Raw genomic sequence first — 20,069 nt, 5'->3', positions numbered from 1 at the left:
TTCAAATGAGCGACCTGCTTCTTTCGATCCGCACCTTCATACGGCTATGCGAAAAGCCCAGTTTCACGCGCGTCGCTGCCGAGATGCATGCGAGCCACACCACCATAGCGCGACGGCTCGATCAGGTGGAAGCCCATTTTGGCACCGTGCTGTTTCATCGCACCACGCGCCGGCTGGTCCCGACGCCAGAGGCGGACCAGTTGCTGGTCCATGCCCGAATGCTGGTCGATGCGCTGGAAGTGGCCGAACAGGAATTGCGCCCGGTCCAGGGCGATGTCAGCGGCACGGTGCGGATCGGCGTCACCACCGCGCTAGGCCTCTATTATCTGGGCCTGCTGAGCCTGCTGAGCGATCAGCATCCCGGCCTGCGGATCGACATGGCGATGACCGACTGGCAGCGCGATCTGGTCCAGGACCGGCTCGATCTGGCGCTGCGCGTCGGCCCGGTCGGGGACGATATGCTGGTCGTGCATCGGCTCGGTGCCCTGCCCCGCATGCTGGTCGCCCATCCCGACTATGTCGCGCGCCATGGCCTGCCAACCAGCGCCGACGACCTGCCCGGCCATCGCTGCATCGCCTATGGCTATGGCGACCTGCCCGCCAAATGGACCGTGGACGGCCGCGACCAGTTGATCAGCGGCCCGTTCCGCAGCGACAATAGCGAGGCGGTGCATCGCGCCGCGCTCGCCGGCCTCGGCATCGCGATGCTGCCCGCGGTTCGTGTCGCGGACGATCTGGAGGCGGGGCGCCTCATGCGCGTCCTCCCCGCCAGCCAGATCGACCCGATCGACATATTGGCGGTGCATCCCGCGCTGAAGCGCCTGCCCGCCCGCGCCAGGCTGGTGCTCGATTTCCTGAAGGCGAATTTCCCCGGCGACCCGCCCCAGCGCTAAGCGGCACGCAGTTCCTCCAGCACGTTACGCACCGTTTCCTGCAATTCCTGTGAACGACTGGACAAGGCGGTCGCCGCCGCGTCGGTTTCGCCCATGGCCGATTGCGCCTCCGCCAGCGCCAGGCTCAGCGCTTCGGCCTGGGACGCCGCTTCGGCGATATGGCGGGCCATCTCCTCGGTCGCGGCCGCGATCTCGCCGGTGGCGCGTATCTGCTCCGCCACATCATCGACGATGCCGGCAGTCGACCGGTCGATCGTGTCGGCCGATTGGGTCGCGACATCGATCGCGCCCGACACGCTGTCGGCCGCGCGGCGGATATCCTGCAGATAGATGTCGATCTGGCGGGTCGCCTCGGCCGTCTGCGCGGCGAGGCTCTTCATCTCCGATGCCACGACGGCAAAGCCGCGCACCTCGCTGCCGCTACGCGCCGCCTCGATCCCGGCATTGAGCGACAGGGTCCGGCTCTGCGCCGCGATCTGGGCAATCAGCGCGACGATCGAACTGGCGGAATCGACCGTCGCCGACAGCATGTCGACCTCCGGCGTCAGCGCACGGGTCGCCATCGCGCCGCGCAGCGCATTGTCGCGGGTATGGCTGGCGCTGCCGCCCACGCCATTGATCGAAATGGCCAGCTTTTCCGTATCCTGCGCCACCGCGCGGACATCGCCATCGGCGCGGGCATGGGCCTTGCGCAATTCGGCCGAGCGCTGGGTCGTGCGATCGAGCAGATCGAACAGCCATTGCTTGCTGGCCGACAATTGCCCCGCCAGTTGGCCCAGATCGCCGACCACCGCGCCCAACCGCGCCTCCAGCGCATCGGCCACCAGCCGGCGCCGCTCGCTTGCCTCTTCGGCCCGCCGCGCCGCTTCCTCGATCGCGCGCTGTCGGGTGGCAATTGTCTGCGCCCGCTCCAGTTCGGCCAGCGCAACTTCCGCCCGATCCTTCGCCGCGTCAGCTTCCTTGCGTAAACCTTCGCTCCGCTGCCGCTCCTCGGTCTGCAGGCGGATGGTCTGGGTGAGCAGCGACACGATCCACCACAGCATCAGGGTCTGGATCACCACGATCAGCGCATGCACCAGCACCCGCGGCAGATCGCCCTCGCTGGCGAACACCCAGGCGGGGTAGCTATAGTTGAGGATCAGATGATGGAGCGCCGTCACGCCGGCCGCCACCAGTAGCGCCCGGCGATCGAGCAGCACGGTCTGCGCCGCCAGCGCCGCGAAAAAGCCCATATGCATGTCCATCTGCCAGCCATGGCCGCGCAGCAGGAAGACATAGAGCGCCGGGATCGCCACCGATGTCACCGCCAGCGTCATCCGCGCTGGCGCCGAAATGTCGCGCCGCCGCACCATATGGGTCGGCAGCAGCGCCAGCAGCGCGGCCGCCAGCGCGCCGACTTCCGCATCGGGTGCCTTCAGCCACCATCCGATCAGCATCAATGCCGGCACATTCAGCCAGAACAGCCACATCAGCATGCGCGCACCGGCCAGGCGGATACTTTCCATCGGGCGTTCGACGTTCATGCCCGTTCTCCCTTGCCCGCGCAGAGGAAATCGGGCGCCGCCAGCAACAATACGCCGCGCGTCAGCATCGGCCAGGCCAGGCGATCACGGTCCCCCCGCACCACCAATGCCCCCTCGATCTGCCCCTTGCCGATCGGGATCGCGCCGACCGCAATCAACCCCGCCGCCAATCCATGGCCGCTGGTCGTCGTCAGGGGAATGGCGAGCATGTCGCCCCGCGCCGGCGGCGCCAGAGCGCCCGCCATCATCAGAAAAGCGACTGTCGCCAATTGCGCAGCCGCAAGCCCCCACCTGTTCCCCACTCTTGTCTCCCCTGCCGATCGGCCGGGGAAACATCACCAACAATTGTTAACGCGACACTTATGAGCCAGCAGAAATCATTGCGTTATCGTCACATTTTTTTCAGCCGTGGAAATAATCATAGACCTGCTGGGCCACCGCCTTCGACACGCCGGGGGCGCGTTGCAGATCCTCCAGCGCTGCATCGCGCACCGCCCGCGCCGTCCCGAAATGCATCAGAAGCGCCTTTTTCCGGGCCGGGCCGATGCCGGGCACTTCGTCCAGCGAGGACACGGTGATCGCCTTGCTGCGCTTCGCCCGATGCGCGCCGATAGCAAAGCGATGCGCTTCATCGCGCAGGCGCTGCATGTAGAAGAGCAACGGATGATTGATCGGGAAACTCACCTCCCGCCCGTCCATCAGGTGGAAAACCTCGCGCCCGTCGCGGCCATGATGTGGCCCCTTGGCGATGCCGATCATGCAGACATCCTCGATGCCCATATCCTCCAGCATCGCCCGCGCCGCCGACAATTGCCCCTTGCCGCCGTCGATCAGCACAAGGTCCGGCCATTCGCCGCCGTCGCGATCGGGGTCTTCGCGCGCCGCCCGGCCAAAGCGCCGCTCGAACATCTCGCGCATCATCGCGAAATCGTCGTTCGAGATTTCGGGGTTCTTCATGTTGAACTTGCGATAGGCGTTCTTGCGGAAGCCCTCCGGCCCGGCGACCACCATCGCCCCCAGCGCATGGGCGCCCTGGATGTGGCTGTTGTCGTAGATTTCGATCCGGTCGGGCACGCCGTCCAGCCCGAAGGCCTCGACCATCTCGTCCAATATCTTGGCCTGGGTCGTGGTCTCGGCCAGACGCCGGTCGAGCGCCTCCACCGCGTTGCGCTGCGCCTGCTTGATCAGGCGCGTGCGCTCGCCGCGCTGGGGCACCTCTATCCTTACCTTGCTGCCCAGCCTTTCGCTCAGCGCCAGCGCCATCAACTCGCACTCGGCTGGCTCACGGTCGGTCAGGATCAGCTTGGGCGGCGGCACTTCCTCGTAAAATTGCGCCATGAAGCTTTCCAGCACCTCTTCGGTCGCCACATCATTGGTGTGGACCGGGAAGAAGCTGCGATGCCCCCAATTCTGGCCGCCGCGGATGAAGAAGGCCTGGATGCACATCGATCCGCCCTTCTCCGCCAGCGCGAAGATGTCGGCATCGCCCAGCCCCTCGGCATTGATCGCCTGCGATCCCTGGATGAAGGTCAGCGCCTTCAGCCGGTCGCGGATCATCGCCGCCTGTTCGAAATCCAGCGTCTCGGCCGCTGCCTCCATCGCCGCGCCCAGCTTCTGCTGCACGGCGGTTGACTTGCCGCCCAGGAAATCCTGTGCGTCCTGCACCAGTTCGGCATAGCCGGCCGTGTCGATGCGATCGACGCAGGGCGCCGAGCAGCGCTTGATCTGATACAACAGGCAGGGCCGCGAACGATTGGCGAAGAAGCTGTCGGTGCAGGACCGCAGCAGGAACAGCTTCTGCAGCGCATTGATCGTCCGCGTCACCGATCCGGCGCTGGCGAAGGGGCCATAATAGCGCCCCTTATATTTACGCGCGCCGCGATGCTTCTGCACGCGGGGAAAGGCGTGATCCTCGCGCAACAGGATGAAGGGGAAGCTTTTGTCGTCGCGCAGCAGGACATTATAGGGCGGGCGGTAGCGCTTGATGAGTTGCGCCTCCAGCAGCAGCGCTTCGGCTTCGCTGTTGGTGGTGACGATCGTCATGCTGCGGGTCTGCGCCACCATGCGCCGCAGCCGGTTGGGCAGCCGGTCGACCTGGGTATAATTGGCGACCCGATTCTTCAGCGCCCGCGCCTTGCCGACATAGAGGACGTCGCCGCGCGCATCCTGCATGCGGTAGACGCCAGGCCGGATCGGCAGCGTCTTGAGCGTCGTGCGGATCGCCTCCACGCCCGCATCGATATCGGGCTGGCTGCCGGTGACGGTATAGGTCGCCTTGTCTTCATTGAAACGGTCGGGGGATTGCGGCTGCGACATGGCCGCAGAGATAGCGGCACCGGCGCGGATCGCAATGGCGGTGTGGAACAAAGGGCGGCCAACACCGGCATTCATGATTGCCATTCATGGCTGTTTTACCGAAAGCCGGCCTAATCAACAGCCTGTCGACTTCCTACATGAGACAGGCACAGGCCGTCCCACGGCCCGCGCCCATCCAAGAATAGCAGCGGAGGGGCATATGCCCTGCACACCGCGAACCTCAAGCAAAGGGACATCCCCATGGCCACCAAAGCCTATGGCGCCAACGCCGCCGACAAGCCGCTCGAAGCCCTCGACATCGAACGCCGCGCCGTCGGTCCGCATGATGTCGCGATCGATATCGCCTATTGCGGCGTCTGCCATTCGGACCTGCACCAGGTCCGTTCCGAATGGGACGGCACCCTCTATCCCTGCGTTCCCGGCCACGAGATCGTCGGCCATGTGACCGCCGTTGGCGATCATGTCAGCGCCTTCAAGGTCGGCGACACGGTCGGCGTCGGCTGCATGGTCGACAGTTGCCAGGGCTGCCCCTCCTGCGACGAAGGGCTGGAGCAATATTGCGAGAGCGGCTTTGTCGGCACCTATAATGGCAAGACCGATGATGCGCCGGGCCACACGCTGGGCGGCTATTCGCAGAATATCGTGGTGAAGGACAAGTTCGTCCTGAAGATCAGCCACCCCGCCGATCAGCTCGCCGCCGTGGCGCCACTGCTGTGCGCGGGCATCACCACCTGGTCGCCGCTGCGCCACTGGAAGGTCGGCCCCGGCCAGAAGGTCGGCATCGTCGGCATTGGCGGCCTGGGCCATATGGGCATCAAGCTGGCCCATGCCATGGGCGCCAAGGTGGTGGCCTTTACCACCTCGGAATCCAAGCGCCAGGACGCGCTGGACCTGGGCGCCGACGAAGTCGTCGTCTCGCGCAACACCGAGGAAATGCAGGCCCATGCCAACAGCTTCGACTTCATCCTGAACACCGTCGCGGCCAGCCATAATCTCGACGCCTTCACCACTCTGCTGAAGCGCGACGGGACGATGACACTGGTCGGCGTGCCCGAACATGCCCACCCCTCGCCCAATGTCGGCGCGCTGATCTTCAAGCGCCGCAGCATTGCCGGCTCGCTGATCGGTGGCATCGCCGAAACGCAGGAGATGCTCGATTTCTGCGCAGAGAAGGGCATCGTTGCGGACATTGAGATGATCCGCATCCAGGACATCGAAGACGCCTATGCCCGCATGCAGAAGAGCGACGTCAAATATCGCTTCGTGATCGACAACGCCACGCTGGCCGCCTGATCGCCAGGCAAAGGGGCGAATGGCCAGGCGCCATTCGCCCCGACTGCGGGCCATGCCCGCCCCTTTCCGGGGGAAACCCCGATTGCTCCCAGCTTCCCGTCCCGGTCCAATCACCGGACGTCCAAGCGCGAAGGAGCCAGTCATGTCCGATCCGCTGCCATCCTGGAATGACGGACCTGCCAAGGCCGCGATCCTGGATTTCGTCGCCCGCGTGACAGGCGCGGGACCGGAGCATGTCCTCGCCCCGCAGCGCATCGCCACCTTCGACAATGACGGCACGCTCTGGGCGGAACAGCCACTTCAGACCCAGTTCCTGTTCGGCCGCATGCTGCGCGCAAAGCTGATCGCACAGGAACCGGAACTGGCGCAGCAACAGCCTTTCAAGGCCTATGTCGAGCAGGACATGCCGGCCATGAAAGCGCTGGGGAAGCTAGGGCTGCTGGAGGTTGCCGCCCGTGAACATGCGGGTGCGACCGAAGAGGAATTTGACAGGATCGCACGCGACTGGCTCGCCACCGCACATCATCCCCTGCTCGACCGGCCCTTCACCCGATGCGTCTATCGCCCGCAGATCGAATTGCTCGATTTCCTGCGCGCCCATGATTTCAAGACCTATATCGTCTCGGGCGGCGGGCTCGACCTGATGCGCGCCTTCGCCGAAGACGTCTATGGCATTCCGCCCGAACAGGTGATCGGCTCCAGCCTTCGCACCCGGTTCGAAATCGACGGTGATGGCGTCGCGCAACTTGTCAAGCTGCCCGAACTCCACTGTTTCGACGACCGCGAGGCGAAGGCGCAGAATATCGCCCTTCATATCGGCCGTCGCCCGATCCTGGCCTTCGGCAATTCGGACGGCGACCTCGCCATGCTCCGCTATGTGAAGACCGGATCAGGGCCACGGCTGGCGCTCCTGCTGCATCATGACGATGCCGTTCGGGAATTTGCCTATGATCGGGATTTCTTCCTGAGCCCCCTGGCCGAGGCGCTGGACAAGGCCCCTGATTATGGCCTGACCCTGGTCAGCATGAAGCAGGACTGGAACAGCATCTTCGTCTGATCCGTTGACCGCGCCACCTTCGGACAACCGGCCGTGGCACTCCGCAGGCTGGCGCGCCTATGACCGTCTTATGGTCCATCTCCTTCCCTTCACCCCCGATCATTTCTCCACCCTGTCGGGCTGGTTCGGCAGCGACGCGGATGTCGTTCAGTGGGGTGGGCCTTTTGTCCATTTCCCGCTGTCCGGTGAGCAGATGACGGCAATGCTGGATGAAGGACGCAGCGATCCGCCCGCGCGCTTGTGCTGGATGGCCCAGGACGACGGTCAGCTTGTCGGCCATGTCCAGATCGCCTTCGACTGGCGCAACGGCAATGCCACGCTGGGCCGGGTCGCGATCGCGCCCGATGCGCGAGGCCGGGGTCTGGCGGTGCCGATGCTGCGTGTTGGGCTCGCCGCCGCCTTTGCCTTCGATGCCGTCGAGCGGCTGGAGCTCAATGTCTATGCCTGGAACCGGCCCGCCATCCGCAGCTATGAACGGCTCGGCTTCGTGACCGAAGGCGTCCGCCTGTCCTCCGTTCGGGTTGGCGATGCGCGATGGGATACCGCGATCATGCGAATGCTGCGATCCGAATGGACGCACAGCACGCCAGCCTGAACCCAAACAAAAAGGGCCGACGCCTTTCGGTGCCGACCCTTTTGCTAATTCTGCCTGTTTTTCGATCAGGCGACCGGGCCGAGACCCTTGATCGCATCATCGACCAGCGCCTTGTCCGCCTTGGCATCATGGCCTTCGGCAATCAGGGCGGCGGCAGCGCCGGTAGCGGCCTTCACCGCCTTGGCACGAATGTCTGCGAGAGCGCTGCGCTCAGCCGCACCGATCTTGTCTTCCGCCATCTTCTGGCGACGGGCGACCAGATCGGCAGCCTGCACCTTGGCATCGGACAGAAGCGTTTCGGCTTCATGCTCGGCCGACTTGCGCATGGCGTCGGCTTCGCCGGCCGCAGCGGCCAGCTTGGCTTCATATTCGCCCTTGAGCGCTTCGGCTTCGGCACGAAGCTTCGATGCTTCGGCCAGCTGTTCCTTGATCTGGGCGATCCGGCCATCCAGAACGCCACCGATCAGGCTGGGCACCTTCTTGATCAGCAGGATGACGATGAACACCGCCATCGCCAGGCTGACCCAAGCCGTCGCATCCATGCCGACCGCCTTGGGATCGGTATGCGGCGCGACGCCTTCATGCGCCACGGTGCCAACCGGCTCCATGCCTTCGGCATGGATTGCCTGATTGAGGTGCGGGGCCTGCGCCTCGCTATGCTCTACTGCTGCCTCAGCCATGAGCCAGTGCCGCCTTTACTGCGTTGCGGGCCGCTTCGTCCGACGCTTCCACGCCGGAAATCCGGACGACCATGTCGCGCGCCGCATCGGCGGCGACGGTTTCAATCTGTGCCATGGCGGCATCCGTGGCGGTCTTGATCCGGGCTTCGGCAGCGCCGATCTTGTCCTGGATCTCCGCATCGGCGGCGGCCAGCTTCGCTTCCGAAGCCTTGGCGGCATCCGCCTTCGCCTTGGCCAGCGTCGCCTGGGCGGCGGTACGGCTTTCGGCATCACGGACGCGATAGTCCGCTTCCGCTTCGTCGGCGCGGGCGAAGGCTGCCTTGGCAGCATCGAGATCACCCGAAATCTTCGCGTCGCGCGCGTCGGCCGTCGCCTGCACCTTGGGCACCATGCCGCGGCCGATGACGAAGAAGACGAAGCCGAACGTCAGCAGCAGCCAGAATATCTGGGAAGCATAGGTATCGGCGATTTGCGCGATTTGAGGCATTTTTATCCGTCCGAAAAGGGGGCGGTCGTCAAGGGGCAGGCAGCCAGGCTGCCCGCCCCGTCGATCTTTAGGCCACGAAGACCAGGATCATGGCGATAACGAACGCCAGCAGACCCAGAAGTTCGGCGGCGGCGAAGCCGATGAACAGGCGACCCTGCTGGCCGTCAGCGGCACCCGGATTGCGCAGCGCGCCTTCGAGGAACGAGCTGAAGACGTTACCCACACCGAGGGCGGCAATGCCCGCACCGATCGCGGCCAGGCCAGCACCGAGCAGCTTTGCGGCTTCTGCGTCCATGTTCTAAACTCCTTTTTCTAAACCAATTAAACGTTGAAGAATGTACGAAAACTCAGTGCAGGTTTTCGGCGTCGTTGATGTAGACCGAGGTCAGCAGCGCAAACACATAGGCCTGGATCACGGCGACCAGCACTTCGAGTGCGCTGATACCGACCATCAGCACGAAGCTGGCGGCACCGACGGTCAGACCGAAACCGGGGCCAGCATTCGAGCTGTTGATGACGAAGCCGGCCAGCACCTTGAGCAGCACGTGTCCGGCGGTCATCGCCACGAACAGTCGCAGGCCCAGGCTGAACGGACGCACCATGAACGAGATCAGCTCGATCGGGAAAATGACCGGGATCATCGGCAGGGGCGTGCCGTGCGGCACGAACAGGGAGAAGAAGTGCAGCCCATGCTTCCAGAAGCCAACGATCAGCACGATCGAGAAGCTCATGATCGCCAACACGCCGGTGGCGGTGAAATGGCTGGTGAAGGTGAAGGGGTGGACCCCGACCAGACCCAGCGGCAGCAGACCCAGAAGGTTGGCCATCAGGATGAACATGAAGAGCGAGAAGACATAAGGAATGTACTTCTTGCCGCCCTCACCCACGTTCGAGATCAGCAGGTTCTTGATGAAGCCGGTGAAATATTCGACCGCCATCTGCCAACGACCGGGCACCAGTTCGCGCTTCATGCCGCCGATCACGAAGATCCACAGCACCACCGCAGCGGCGACCATATAGAGCGCACTGTTGGTGAAGGCGATGTTGAAGCCGCCGATGGACAGGTGATCGGTACCGAACAGCGGTTCGATCGCAAACTGATGCATCGGATCGATTTTGCCGGATTCTGCCACTTGGACCCCTGTACCGTCTAATATTCGGACTAAGACAAAAGCGCCCCTATTGATCGGAACGCTTCGTCGTCGTCAATCTGATGATGTTCCTGAACGCCGCCACGATCCCGAGACCGAGGAAGACAAGCAGGAGCCATGGGGATGTGCCGAGCAGCCGGTCGAGAACCCAGCCGATCAACGCACCACCGACAAGACCACCGATCAGCTCTGCGAGAACCCTGTTGCCCAGACGCGAACCATCGTCCGCCTGCTGCACCTTCGTCCCCTGTCTGACCTGCTCGGCATGTTCCGCCTGCGCAATTCTCGCTTCCAGTGAAGCGATCCGCGCATCTTCCCCCGCCGGGTCCTGCCCGGATTCACCCGCAACCATTGCCAATCCTTCCATCAGGCTGAAACCCAATGGCAGGCGGCATGGCGCTTGCGGCTGCACCCGTCAAGGCGCGGCCCGTTTAGAAAGGGGATGACGGATAGTCAACTATACTTGGGCAGGAGATTATCCTGCCCAGACGAACTGGCGGTCAAAGTCCGCCAGCCACGCGCATTTTACTGGCCTGCGGTGGCGCAATAGGCCGGCAAAGAGATCGCCCCGGCGCCCTTGGTCTGCCAGGCACCACCGCCGACGCGATAGACCTGCCCCGGCTTCACCCGGCTGCTGAGCGTCTGGCAACCGGTTGCGGCCGCCACATCCTGCACCGTCACACCACGCTTGCCTGCCAGATCGGTATAGACGGCGCGGCGCTTGATGTTGATCGATTCGACCTCGGCCCGCACATCCGCGCCCACCGTGCCGGCGATGCCCAGATAGCCATCGGCCTGCTCGCCCACCGTGCCGGCGGCGATCGCGGCGGCCGTACCACCCTGAGCCTGCGCGGCACCGGCCAGGACCAGGCCGCCCAGCACAGCGGCGGCCAGCATGAACTTGCGTGTCATTGCGGGAACAACTCCGGGTTATTGTTGATCAGATCCTTGGCGTCCTTCTCCAGACGGACGACGACCTCCTGCTGGACCTTCACGTTCAGATTGATCTCGATCGGCTTGTCCGGGGCCTTGACCTGGATGCATCCCCCCAGGGCCGAAGCGGCCAGACCGGCCATCATGATTGCTGCTATCTTCATTTCGGCTCCGTATTTGACACAGTCTCGCTTGCCGCAGGCTGAACCGCAAGACCAGATTGCAGATCGGCCGCGCTTTGTGCGCGCATCTTCTGCTGGGCATCCTCGCCAATCTGGTCGCGGATCACCTGCGACGGGTCGACATAGGATTGGGCGGATTTCATCAGGCCGCGAAAAGGCGCGGAAATCCGCACGTTGAAGATGAAGGGCAGGCCGACGAAGCTTTTCGCTATCCCCTGCGGCGCCCCGCCCAATTGGCCCCGGTTGACGCCGTTGAACACCACATTGGTCACCATCTCGCCATCCAGCGCGCCATCCATCAGGATGGTGAGGCATTTATATTGCAGATCCTTCAGCGCATCGAAGGCGACCTTGCCCATAACTCCGACTTGTTCGTTCGACACTGGCCCCACATAGGACAGCACGCCGGACTGGCGCGTTGGATCGCAGGGGATGCTAGGCAGCACGCCCTCGGGCATGATCAGCGGCGCCATGCCCTGCTGCCGTGCGACCAGCACGCCGCCGGCAACCCGCCCGCCCTGCGCATTGAAGATCAGCGGCATGATGCCGTCGAACGTGCCGGTCGCCGACACATTCTTGAGGTCCATAGCCTGGATGAAGGCGCCGGCGTCGAGGCCGATGACCCGGAAGGTCAGATAGCGGTCGACATCAGCACCAAAGTCCATGGTCGTGGGCAGAAGCACCAGTTCACCGCCCGAAAAGGGAAAGCCGCCGCCCTCGATATGCACCTTCTGGCCGGCACCCAATCGATAGCGCACCGTACCATTGCGTGCCTCGACCCCCGGATTGACCAGCGCGATTCGCGCCTCCTGTCCGGTCGGCGTCACCATGTTGAGCAGGTCGGAGAAGCGGATCTCGCCCGACAGTCCCTCGACCGGGCCGAAGGCCGCCGCCAGATCCAGCCGGTCGGTCCGGAAGACGCCATCGCTGCTGACATCGGAACCGGTCCAGCGAATATGCCCCTCGCCGGTCACGCGGCCAGCGACATTGGCGATCACGCCGAGCGTCAGCGGCGTCAGTTCCTCCGGCTGCAATCCCGGCCCGAAGCCCAGGTCCGGCACGGTCAGGTCGGCATGCCCCTTCCCGCTGCCCAGGTCGTGCGCAATATCGGCGCGTGCCACCGTGACACCCTTGCCCGGCACCTGCAGCGTACCGGTCGCGGTGATTCGGCCATCTTTCATCGCCAGGGCAAAGTCAGACACAGACAAGGGGTTGAAGCGCACCGAAGGCTGCGCATCGCGCACCTGCATCGCCGCCTTGAGCGACAGCGCACCCTTGGCAAAGGCCCAGCCGCCCGCACCCTGCTCGACGATCAGCGGCACGGTGCCGATCCTTCCGCCCGCGCCCTTGATGTCGCCGGCAAAGCCATTCTTCGTCGCCGCGCCGGTGACGCTCGTCGCAGACAGGCGAACCGGCGCATCCTCCGGGCCAATGGCGAAGTCTGCATTGCCCAGGGTGAAGCCGGTCTGGCCCAATATCAGCCGGGCATTGTCCGCCTTGATCAGCATCGGGCTGTCACCGCTTCGCCCGTTCAGCGCGACATTGCGAAGCTCCGCACCACCCTTCATGCCGCCCGGCCCCATGGCAAAAAGCGCCGAATTGGGCAGCGGGCAGAGCGTCTGCCGGGTCTGCCCCAGCGCGAAGCTGCCATAGCGCGCTTCCAGCAAGGTCAGTGGCGCGCAATGTTCGTTGATCGCGATCGCGCCATTAGACGCCAGCCGGCCATCGATCGGCAGGCCAAGACCGCGAACAGCCCCATCGGGCAGCGGCCCATCCAGCCGCAACGCGGTCGTGAAGCGCGTGTCGCCCTTCGGCCCGGCAACGAATCGGACAGGCTCGAACGCCAGTCGAGCGCCGTCGGCCGTATAGGGATCGATGAACAGCTGCCCGCCAAAACCGCCGCCGGCGCGGCGGGCCAGTCGGAGCGCCGCCTTGGGCAAGCCGCCGCCCTGCGACGTGATCGCGCCGTCCAGCGCCCAGTCGATCGCTGCGCCGCCCTTGCCCGGCCAGGCCAGCGTCACCCGACCATCGCGCGCCACGGCCACCTGCGCGCCGCTGCGCGCTGCAAATTCGGTATCGGTCAGGACCAGACTGCCGGCATCGCCCTTCTGCGCCAGCGCCACGCGCGCCCGCAGCAGATTATCCGCCCCGGCCCGCCGGGCTGCATCCGCCAACCGCAGGGCCAGCGGCGCCACCGGCGTGCCGGCCGTCGAGGTCCGCAACGACGCCAGCGGATCGCGCCCGGCCATCCGTCCGTTCCGCGCGGTCAGATCGCCGCTGAAGGTCGCATCACCGCCGCGCAGCGTCCAGTCACCGGCCAGTTCGGTTGGCCCCGCCAGCACCCCGGCACCGGAGAAGGCGCGTGCGCCGATCCGCGCCCGCCCGGCCATGGCCTTGGCCGTACCGTCGAACTCGATCCGACCGACCGGGGCCGCCAGCAGCATGCCCTGCGCCTTGAGCGCCTCGCCCGCCAGCTTGGCCGATCCGTTCCAGCGGTCGAGCCCCTGGCCAAGCCACAGATCGATGTCGGCCGTCGGCGCAGCCATCGCCATGTCCGCGCAGGCGAGCGCATCGCCCTTGATCGGCCCGCGCAGATGCGGCCGGCCGTCCACCATCGCCACGTCCAGCCAGGCGCTGGCCCTGGCCACGCCACAGCCGGCCATCCGTGCCCTGGGCATGGCAGCGGCCAGCTTGCCGCGGAAACCCGATTTCAGATTGCCATTGCCATCGATCTGCATGCCGACTGCCCCCGCGTCGGTATCCAGCCGCAACCGCGCGTCGCGCAGATGAAGCAGCAGGTCGGGCATGGCGAAGGGGGCAGTCGAATCGGGATCCCGAAACTTGTCCAGTTCGCCCAGCGTCAGCACGCCGTCGCGATAGGCGCCACGCATCCGCACACCACTGGCGCGAACCGCCGCCACCTGTGGCGTCACGCCGGAAAAGGCGATGTCGACCTCCACCCAGCGGGCGGTCAGGTCCGGCCGTGCCGGATCGCCCAGCACGACATTCTCGATCCGCTGGGTGCGCAGGCCCACCTGCGTCAGGTCATAATTGGCCTGGACCCCGCGCCGGTTGAGTTCGCGATTGACGAAATTCTCGGCGATCGGCGCGCGCTGCGTCCACAGCGCGACCAGCACCAGGCCGAGCGAACCCGTCCCGACACCCAGCCAGCGCAGCCAGCCCCGGCGAATTTCGGCTTCGCCGTTCTCGTCTTCCATCTGCCTGGCCAACCCCGACTTTCGCTCGCACTTCAGGTCCGTAACGCATCCATAACGTCCGACCCATTGGAAATATCCACCCCTGAAATAGCCTTGCCCACGAAATCCGCAAAGCCTAGCCTTCATTTGCCGGGGAATGGGGGATCGCCAGCATGACCGAAAAGGACGAACGCGCGAGCCAGGATGGTGCCGGTCATCGCGCCCGCCTGCGCCAGCGCCTGGCCGAAGGCGGCGACGGGCTGCTCGACCATGAACTGATCGAATATCTGCTCGCCCTTGCCATCCCCCGCCGCGACACCAAGCCGCTGGCTCGGCTGCTGCTGCGCGAATTTGGCGGGATCGGCGGATTGATGGCGGCCGACTGGCAGGCGATCGCACGGGTGCCCGGCATGGGCGATACCAGCGTCGCCGCGATCAAGATCGTCCAGGCCACCGCACTGCGAATGCTGCGCAACGATGTGGCGGAACGACCGGTGCTGGGCAGTTGGCAGGCACTGCTCGACTATCTGCGCGCCGACATGGCCTATCTCCATGTCGAACGCGTGCGCGTGCTGCATCTCAACAGCCGCAACATGCTGATCCGCGACGAGAATATGGGCGACGGATCGATCGACCAGGCGGCCATATATACACGCGAGGTCATCAAACGAGCCATGGAACTGGGATCGGCAGCCCTGATCCTGGTGCATAATCATCCATCGGGCGATCCGTCCCCCAGCAAGCAGGATATCGAGATCACCCGCCAGATCGTCGAGGCAGGCAAGCGGCTGGGCATCGGTGTCCACGACCATATCATCATCGGCGCGCAGGGGCATAGCAGCCTGCGTGCGCAGGGACTGCTGTAGAATCAGGCGCCCTCGATCAGTTCGGACGGCCAGCCGATCCGCACCAGCAGCCCATCCGGCCCGTTGATCCCGACCTCATACAGTCCCCATTCGCGATGGCGCAAAATGCCGCCCGGCCGGATGATCAGATCATCGACCCGCGCCGCGATCGCCGCCACATCGGGCGTGCGCAGATAGATGCCAAAGGGATTATGCGCCGGCACATCCCAGGGCGGCGCGCCGGCCTGGGTCAGATGCACCTCGCACCCCCATCCCTCCATGATATGATAATGGTGATCACCGCCGACCCGCGCGAAGCCCAGCCTTTCCCAGAAGGCCAGGGCAAGGGCGGCGTCATTGCTGGGCACGATCGCGAAAGCGCCGACGCCTGGAATTGCGGACATGGCCTTACCCTCCCGTTGCGCCATCATGGTCACATGACAAAAAAGCCCCCGCCATGCCTGCGCGTGACGGGGGCCTTTTCAATCAAAGTGGCGCCGTTCAGCCGCCAAAACCGAAATTCAGGAATTCGGGCACCGGACCGTTCCAGCCATCGTCCGGACCATCATCGGGTTCCTGACGGCGGCTATGCGGCGCTGGGCGTGCAGCCGGCGCATCGCGGCGGTCGTCACGACGATCATCCCGCTTGTCGCTGCGCCGGTCATCCTTGCGCTCGGGCTTGCGGCGCGCGTCGCGGCCACCGGAACGCTCATTGTCGCGCTCCTCGCGATCGGCCTTGCGCGGCTCTTCCTTGGTGCGCGGCGCAGGCGCAGCCGCGACCGGCGTTTCGACATAGTCGATCTTGGTGCCGATCAGCTTCTGGATATTGTCGATCGCCTCGGCATCCTCGGCCGCGACGAAGGTATAGGCGACACCCTTGGCCCCCGCGCGACCGGTACGGCCGATGCGGTGGACATAGTCATCGGGATGCCAGGGCGCGTCGAAATTGAAGACATGGCTGACGCCCTTGATATCGAGGCCGCGGGCCGCGACGTCCGACGCCACCAGGATGTTCACGCTGCCATCGCGGAACCGCTCCAGTTCGGCGATGCGCGATGCCTGGTCGATGTCGCCATGGATCTCGCCCGACTTGAAGCCGTGACGCTGCAGGCTCTTGTTCAGTTCGCGAACCGTGGTCTTGCGGTTGCAGAAGATCACCGCGCTCTGCACGTCTTCTGCTTCCAGCATCGCGCGCAGCGCTTCACGCTTCTTGCGCGAATCGACCTTCACCAGTCGCTGAGTGATGTTGGTCGACGCCGTTGCCGGGCGCGCCACCTCGATCGACTTGGGATTGTCCAGGAAACGATCGGCCAGCTTCTTGATGACCGGCGGCATGGTGGCAGAGAAGAGAAGTGTCTGGCGCTGCGCCGGCAGCTTGGTGCAGATTTCCTCGATGTCCGGGATGAAGCCCATATCGAGCATGCGGTCGGCTTCGTCGATCACCAGCATGTTGCAGCCGTTGAGCAGGATCTTGCCGCGCTGGAACAGGTCCATCAGGCGCCCCGGCGTCGCGATCAGCACGTCGACGCCCTTTTCCAGCGCCTTGATCTGGTCGCCCATCTGCACGCCGCCAATCAGCAGCGCCATGGAGAGCTTGTGATATTTGCCGTATTTCTCGAAATTCTCGGCCACCTGGGCAGCGAGTTCGCGGGTCGGCTCCAGGATCAGGCTGCGCGGCATCAGCGCACGGGCACGGCCGTGCGCGAGGATGTCGATCATCGGCAGCACGAAGCTGGCGGTCTTGCCCGTGCCCGTCTGCGCGATGCCGATGATGTCCTTCATCATCAGCACCGGCGGGATCGCCTGCGCCTGGATCGGCGTGGGCGTGTCGTAACCCGCCTCAGTTACGGCCTTGAGCAATTCGTCGGAGAGGCCGAGATCGGCAAAAGTCATTCAAATGTCCGGGACAGGAGGTTGGCCGTCCTGCGCGTCCGCACGACGGAAATCGCGCGCGACTTGCGAAAATATCGCCATCTTGTCAAGGAAATCGCGCAATATGCTGGCCGAACCAGCCGTTTTTCTGCCGATCAATCCTCGGCGTCCGCTTCCACCAGCCGCCTGAAGCTGTCGATCCCGCAACTCGCGCCACTGCGGGCCTGCAACTCGTCCCGCCCCGAACAGAGCGACCCATCCTCGTCCGGCTCGACATAGAAGCCGGAATAGAAGCTGGCGGAATCGCATCCCCGCTCCAGCCGCGCGCGGTAGCGATGCTTGTCCGCCAGGATCAGGTCGACCCCGTTGGACACCACGATGCTGGCCCCGCGAATCGATCGCAGCGCCACACAGCGCGGCCCCTTCTTCTCGTCCCAGCGCTCGTCGCTCTTGGGCACGACTCGCGTCGGCGCCCGCCCCTTGGCCATCGGAACACGAATGATCACGCGCTGCTCGATCGTCAGTTGCGCCCATTGCACCGGGTCGGCAGCAGGCGCTGCAAGCAGCATCAGGATGGTATGAACCAAGCGGAACCCCTTTTGGGAGTGGCAAGCTATCGGCCAACGGTTGAACCGTCGATGAATTCCGGGGCATAGCATGTCCCATGACAGAACAAGCCATAATCGCACAGGATGCCATCGATCGCTTCGTCGCCCTGCTCGGCCCCAAGGGCGTCATTACCGATGCCGACGATATCGCCCCCTGGGTCAGCGACTGGCGCGGCCGCTATCATGGAAAGGCCCGCGCGATCCTGTCCCCCACCACGACGCGCGAAGTGGCCGACTGCGTGGCGCTGGCAGCGGAGATGGGCATCGCCCTCGTCCCCCAGGGCGGCAACACATCAATGGTCGGCGGCGCGACACCGCCGGCCGACGGATCGGCCTTGATCCTCTCGCTGCGCCGCATGAACCAGATCCGCAACCTGTCGGCCGACGACAATCTGGCGGTGTGCGAGGCCGGGGTCATCCTTTCCAACCTGCACGACGCCGCCGAAGCGGCCGGCCGTCGCTTTCCGCTCAGCCTGGGCGCCAAGGGATCAGCCACGATCGGCGGCCTCGTCTCGACCAATGCCGGCGGCACCCAGGTGCTGCGCCACGGCACGATGCGCGCGCTGGTCGAGGGGATCGAGGCTGTGCTGCCTGATGGCAGCATCTTCGACGGGCTGGACGCGCTCAAGAAGGATAATCGCGGCTATGACATCAAACAGTTGCTGATCGGTGCGGAGGGTACGCTGGGCGTCATCACCGCGGCCGCCCTGCGGCTGGTGCCCGCCATCGCCGCCCGCGCGGTCGGCTGGGTCGGTGTGCAGACGCCCGCCGATGCCCTCGCCCTGCTGCGTCTGGTCGAAGGCGAACTGGGTGACAGCGTCGAGGGGTTCGAGGTGATTGCCGACGATGGCCTTGGCCATGTCCTGTCCCATATTCCCGGCACGCGCTGCCCGATCGAGACCCGCACGCCCTGGCATGTGCTGATCGAGGTCGACCATGGCGACATGCGCGAGCCCGGCCCGACCGAGCGGCTGGAAGGTGCGCTCAGCCTGGCGCTGGAACGCGGCATCGCGATCGACGCCGCCATTGCCGCCAGCGAATCCCAGGCAGAGGCCTTCTGGCGCATCCGCGAATCCCTGTCGGAATCCGAAAAGGCGCAGGGGCCCGCGCTGCAATATGACATCAGCGTGCCGGTGCCGCGCATGCCGGCCTTCATGCTGGAGGCTGCCGCCGCCGCCGAAGCAGCCTTCCCCGGCACGACCGCCTCTTCCTTCGGTCATCTGGGCGATGGCAATGTCCATTTCCATGTCCGCGCGCCCAGGGGCACCAGCGACGGTCCGGCCTGGATCGCGGCGCAGGGCCAGGCGATCAACGCCTTCGTCCATGACGCGGTGGTCGCCGCGGGCGGTTCCATCTCGGCCGAGCATGGCATTGGCCAGATGAAGCGCGCCGAACTCGGACGCCTCGCCAGCCCGGCCCGCATCCATGCCCTGCGCGCGATAAAGACAGCCTTCGATCCGGGCGGCATCATGAACCCCGACAAGCTCATCCCTCGCCCCGACGAGGGTTGAGCGCAGCATATCCACAAAGCGATTGCCTAGCGGGATAGCTCCGATTATCCCGTCACACCCATATTCGGATCAGCGACGCAAGCCTTGCGCGCTTTCTAACAGGACGGAACAACATCATGGCCAGCGCGCCCGCGAACAGCCTTCCCATCTTCTACAACGACCTGATCCCGCTCAGCACCGTCGATCATGCCGATTATCGCACCCAGCCGGTCGATGCCGCTCCGTTCCTGGTGACCCAGCACGCCGTGCCGCTGACGATCGACGAATTCGTCTCGGCTCAGCGTTTCGTGCCGATCATCTTCTCGGCTGGTCAGGATTCGGTGCCGCTCGCGCTGATGGGCCTCAATGAAGGCGTGAACGTCTTCGTCGATGACGAAGGCAAGCTGCGCGGCCCGGCCTATGTCCCGGCCTATGTCCGCCGTTACCCCTGGATGCTGGCCAAGCTGCGTCCCGACAGCGACGAACTTTCGCTCTGCTTCGACCCGACCAGCAAGGCGATCGGCACCGAAGGCGATGGCCCGGTCCTGTTTGAAAATGGCCAGCCGACCGACGTGACCAAGGGCATCCTGAAGTTCTGCGAGGATTTTGAGCAGGCAGCCGCCCGCACCGGCCAGTTCATGAAGGATCTGGCCGAGATGGACCTGCTGATGGACGGCGAAGTCGCGATCCAGACCCCGAACAACGAACAGCCCTTCGTCTATCGCGGCTTCCGCATGGTGAACGAGGAAAAGCTGCGCGACCTGCGCGGTGACCAGCTGCGCAAGATCAATCAGAACGGCCTGCTGCCGCTGATTCACGCCCACCTCTTCTCGCTGCAGCTGATGCGCGAGATCTTTGAAGGCCAGGTCAGCCAGGGCAAGGGCCCCATCGCTGTACCGGCCGCACCGGTGCCAGCAGACGCCTAAAGCCTGATTAACTCCGTTAAT

The 20,069-nt window shown here is 64.9% G+C and carries 21 protein-coding genes; 7 read left to right on the top strand and 14 right to left on the bottom strand.

The window, feature by feature from the left end; translation table 11 throughout:
* Nucleotides 1–5: 5 nt before the first annotated feature.
* Nucleotides 6–893: a LysR family transcriptional regulator gene (locus ACUCV3_RS01295; RefSeq protein WP_279729172.1), complete on the top strand. Its 888-nt coding sequence runs from the start codon at nt 6–8 to the stop codon at nt 891–893.
* Here ACUCV3_RS01295 and ACUCV3_RS01290 read toward each other — a convergent pair.
* The 3 genes from ACUCV3_RS01290 to uvrC form a co-directional block, all read right to left on the bottom strand.
* Entirely contained in the window at nt 890–2,416 is a 1,527-nt protein-coding gene (locus ACUCV3_RS01290) for a methyl-accepting chemotaxis protein (RefSeq protein ID WP_279729173.1), read from the bottom strand. The two genes, ACUCV3_RS01295 and ACUCV3_RS01290, sit on opposite strands and share 4 nt — an antisense overlap.
* Entirely contained in the window at nt 2,413–2,664 is a 252-nt protein-coding gene (locus ACUCV3_RS01285) for a hypothetical protein (protein WP_279729174.1), read from the bottom strand. Before ACUCV3_RS01285 ends, ACUCV3_RS01290 begins: the two co-directional genes overlap by 4 nt.
* 154 nt (nt 2,665–2,818) lie before the next feature.
* On the bottom strand, nt 2,819–4,732 hold the full coding sequence (uvrC, locus tag ACUCV3_RS01280) for an excinuclease ABC subunit UvrC (protein ID WP_482240375.1): 1,914 nt from the start codon (nt 4,730–4,732) through the stop codon (nt 2,819–2,821).
* Between the two features lie 240 nt (nt 4,733–4,972).
* On the opposite strand from uvrC, the gene ACUCV3_RS01275 reads away from it, so the two are divergent.
* From ACUCV3_RS01275 to ACUCV3_RS01265, 3 genes are all read left to right on the top strand, one after another.
* Nucleotides 4,973–6,025: an NAD(P)-dependent alcohol dehydrogenase gene (locus ACUCV3_RS01275; RefSeq protein ID WP_279731293.1), complete on the top strand. Its 1,053-nt coding sequence runs from the start codon at nt 4,973–4,975 to the stop codon at nt 6,023–6,025.
* Nucleotides 6,026–6,167: 142 nt separating this feature from the next.
* Nucleotides 6,168–7,082, top strand: coding sequence for an HAD family hydrolase (locus ACUCV3_RS01270; protein WP_482240289.1), 915 nt, complete (start codon nt 6,168–6,170; stop codon nt 7,080–7,082).
* Between the two features lie 70 nt (nt 7,083–7,152).
* On the top strand, nt 7,153–7,677 hold the full coding sequence (locus ACUCV3_RS01265; RefSeq protein ID WP_279731296.1) for a GNAT family N-acetyltransferase: 525 nt from the start codon (nt 7,153–7,155) through the stop codon (nt 7,675–7,677).
* 65 nt (nt 7,678–7,742) lie between these two features.
* On the opposite strand, the gene ACUCV3_RS01260 is transcribed toward ACUCV3_RS01265, so the two are convergent.
* The 8 genes from ACUCV3_RS01260 to ACUCV3_RS01225 all read right to left on the bottom strand — a co-directional run bounded on the left by ACUCV3_RS01260 (nt 7,743) and on the right by ACUCV3_RS01225 (nt 14,328).
* Nucleotides 7,743–8,357: a F0F1 ATP synthase subunit B family protein gene (locus ACUCV3_RS01260; RefSeq protein ID WP_004207390.1), complete on the bottom strand. Its 615-nt coding sequence runs from the start codon at nt 8,355–8,357 to the stop codon at nt 7,743–7,745.
* Nucleotides 8,350–8,844: a F0F1 ATP synthase subunit B family protein gene (locus ACUCV3_RS01255; RefSeq protein WP_004207391.1), complete on the bottom strand. Its 495-nt coding sequence runs from the start codon at nt 8,842–8,844 to the stop codon at nt 8,350–8,352. The genes ACUCV3_RS01260 and ACUCV3_RS01255 overlap by 8 nt, the downstream gene beginning before the upstream one ends.
* 67 nt (nt 8,845–8,911) lie before the next feature.
* On the bottom strand, nt 8,912–9,139 hold the full coding sequence (locus tag ACUCV3_RS01250) for a F0F1 ATP synthase subunit C (RefSeq protein ID WP_004207392.1): 228 nt from the start codon (nt 9,137–9,139) through the stop codon (nt 8,912–8,914).
* A 52-nt stretch (nt 9,140–9,191) separates the two neighbouring features.
* On the bottom strand, nt 9,192–9,977 hold the full coding sequence (locus ACUCV3_RS01245; RefSeq protein WP_017503282.1) for a F0F1 ATP synthase subunit A: 786 nt from the start codon (nt 9,975–9,977) through the stop codon (nt 9,192–9,194).
* A 46-nt stretch (nt 9,978–10,023) separates the two neighbouring features.
* Complete coding sequence (locus ACUCV3_RS01240; protein ID WP_004207394.1) at nt 10,024–10,347, bottom strand: AtpZ/AtpI family protein; 324 nt, start codon at nt 10,345–10,347, stop codon at nt 10,024–10,026.
* A 173-nt stretch (nt 10,348–10,520) separates the two neighbouring features.
* Complete coding sequence (locus ACUCV3_RS01235; protein WP_270093144.1) at nt 10,521–10,907, bottom strand: YdbL family probable chaperone protein; 387 nt, start codon at nt 10,905–10,907, stop codon at nt 10,521–10,523.
* Nucleotides 10,904–11,092 carry a YnbE family lipoprotein gene (locus ACUCV3_RS01230; protein WP_004207396.1) on the bottom strand — a complete coding sequence of 63 codons (189 nt, stop codon included), beginning with the start codon at nt 11,090–11,092 and terminating at the stop codon, nt 10,904–10,906. The genes ACUCV3_RS01235 and ACUCV3_RS01230 overlap by 4 nt, the downstream gene beginning before the upstream one ends.
* Nucleotides 11,089–14,328: an intermembrane phospholipid transport protein YdbH family protein gene (locus ACUCV3_RS01225; RefSeq protein ID WP_482240288.1), complete on the bottom strand. Its 3,240-nt coding sequence runs from the start codon at nt 14,326–14,328 to the stop codon at nt 11,089–11,091. The genes ACUCV3_RS01230 and ACUCV3_RS01225 overlap by 4 nt, the downstream gene beginning before the upstream one ends.
* Before the next feature lie 152 nt (nt 14,329–14,480).
* Here ACUCV3_RS01225 and radC point away from each other — a divergent pair, with 152 nt between their 5' ends.
* On the top strand, nt 14,481–15,173 hold the full coding sequence (gene radC, locus ACUCV3_RS01220) for a RadC family protein (protein ID WP_004207398.1): 693 nt from the start codon (nt 14,481–14,483) through the stop codon (nt 15,171–15,173).
* 2 nt (nt 15,174–15,175) lie between these two features.
* Here radC and ACUCV3_RS01215 read toward each other — a convergent pair whose 3' ends face one another.
* The 3 genes from ACUCV3_RS01215 to ACUCV3_RS01205 all read right to left on the bottom strand — a co-directional run bounded on the left by ACUCV3_RS01215 (nt 15,176) and on the right by ACUCV3_RS01205 (nt 17,611).
* Nucleotides 15,176–15,556: a VOC family protein gene (locus ACUCV3_RS01215; protein WP_099232906.1), complete on the bottom strand. Its 381-nt coding sequence runs from the start codon at nt 15,554–15,556 to the stop codon at nt 15,176–15,178.
* Nucleotides 15,557–15,653: 97 nt separating this feature from the next.
* Nucleotides 15,654–17,045, bottom strand: coding sequence for a DEAD/DEAH box helicase (locus tag ACUCV3_RS01210; protein ID WP_097383455.1), 1,392 nt, complete (start codon nt 17,043–17,045; stop codon nt 15,654–15,656).
* Nucleotides 17,046–17,179: 134 nt separating this feature from the next.
* Entirely contained in the window at nt 17,180–17,611 is a 432-nt protein-coding gene (locus ACUCV3_RS01205) for a hypothetical protein (protein WP_279731306.1), read from the bottom strand.
* Nucleotides 17,612–17,688: 77 nt separating this feature from the next.
* Here ACUCV3_RS01205 and ACUCV3_RS01200 point away from each other — a divergent pair, with 77 nt between their 5' ends.
* The gene (locus ACUCV3_RS01200; RefSeq protein ID WP_279731308.1) at nt 17,689–19,143 is read left to right on the top strand and encodes an FAD-binding oxidoreductase; all 1,455 of its coding nucleotides are present in this window, start codon (nt 17,689–17,691) and stop codon (nt 19,141–19,143) included.
* A 116-nt stretch (nt 19,144–19,259) separates the two neighbouring features.
* Nucleotides 19,260–20,048, top strand: coding sequence for a SapC family protein (locus tag ACUCV3_RS01195; protein WP_125985855.1), 789 nt, complete (start codon nt 19,260–19,262; stop codon nt 20,046–20,048).
* Nucleotides 20,049–20,069 lie beyond the last annotated feature (21 nt).

The sequence above is a fragment of the Sphingobium sp. VMM genome, assembly GCF_056790315.1.
The sequence above is the reverse complement of the archived record's forward strand: the minus strand, read 5'-3'. Positions and strand labels throughout refer to the sequence as shown.

Excerpts from the sequence above, each read along its gene's own strand:
- ACUCV3_RS01250 (WP_004207392.1), bottom strand. The coding sequence starts at position 9,139 with ATGGACGCAGAAGCCGCAAAGCTGCTCGGTGCTGGCCTGGCCGCGATC.
- ACUCV3_RS01275 (WP_279731293.1), top strand. The coding sequence starts at position 4,973 with ATGGCCACCAAAGCCTATGGCGCCAACGCCGCCGACAAGCCGCTCGAA.
- uvrC (WP_482240375.1), bottom strand. The coding sequence starts at position 4,732 with ATGTCGCAGCCGCAATCCCCCGACCGTTTCAATGAAGACAAGGCGACC.
- ACUCV3_RS01215 (WP_099232906.1), bottom strand. The coding sequence starts at position 15,556 with ATGTCCGCAATTCCAGGCGTCGGCGCTTTCGCGATCGTGCCCAGCAAT.
- ACUCV3_RS01240 (WP_004207394.1), bottom strand. The coding sequence starts at position 10,347 with ATGGTTGCGGGTGAATCCGGGCAGGACCCGGCGGGGGAAGATGCGCGG.
- ACUCV3_RS01235 (WP_270093144.1), bottom strand. The coding sequence starts at position 10,907 with ATGACACGCAAGTTCATGCTGGCCGCCGCTGTGCTGGGCGGCCTGGTC.
- ACUCV3_RS01265 (WP_279731296.1), top strand. The coding sequence starts at position 7,153 with ATGGTCCATCTCCTTCCCTTCACCCCCGATCATTTCTCCACCCTGTCG.
- ACUCV3_RS01225 (WP_482240288.1), bottom strand. The coding sequence starts at position 14,328 with ATGGAAGACGAGAACGGCGAAGCCGAAATTCGCCGGGGCTGGCTGCGC.
- ACUCV3_RS01230 (WP_004207396.1), bottom strand. The coding sequence starts at position 11,092 with ATGAAGATAGCAGCAATCATGATGGCCGGTCTGGCCGCTTCGGCCCTG.
- ACUCV3_RS01255 (WP_004207391.1), bottom strand. The coding sequence starts at position 8,844 with ATGCCTCAAATCGCGCAAATCGCCGATACCTATGCTTCCCAGATATTC.
- ACUCV3_RS01295 (WP_279729172.1), top strand. The coding sequence starts at position 6 with ATGAGCGACCTGCTTCTTTCGATCCGCACCTTCATACGGCTATGCGAA.
- ACUCV3_RS01260 (WP_004207390.1), bottom strand. The coding sequence starts at position 8,357 with ATGGCTGAGGCAGCAGTAGAGCATAGCGAGGCGCAGGCCCCGCACCTC.
- ACUCV3_RS01285 (WP_279729174.1), bottom strand. The coding sequence starts at position 2,664 with ATGATGGCGGGCGCTCTGGCGCCGCCGGCGCGGGGCGACATGCTCGCC.
- radC (WP_004207398.1), top strand. The coding sequence starts at position 14,481 with ATGACCGAAAAGGACGAACGCGCGAGCCAGGATGGTGCCGGTCATCGC.
- ACUCV3_RS01290 (WP_279729173.1), bottom strand. The coding sequence starts at position 2,416 with ATGAACGTCGAACGCCCGATGGAAAGTATCCGCCTGGCCGGTGCGCGC.
- ACUCV3_RS01270 (WP_482240289.1), top strand. The coding sequence starts at position 6,168 with ATGTCCGATCCGCTGCCATCCTGGAATGACGGACCTGCCAAGGCCGCG.
- ACUCV3_RS01195 (WP_125985855.1), top strand. The coding sequence starts at position 19,260 with ATGGCCAGCGCGCCCGCGAACAGCCTTCCCATCTTCTACAACGACCTG.
- ACUCV3_RS01200 (WP_279731308.1), top strand. The coding sequence starts at position 17,689 with ATGACAGAACAAGCCATAATCGCACAGGATGCCATCGATCGCTTCGTC.
- ACUCV3_RS01210 (WP_097383455.1), bottom strand. The coding sequence starts at position 17,045 with ATGACTTTTGCCGATCTCGGCCTCTCCGACGAATTGCTCAAGGCCGTA.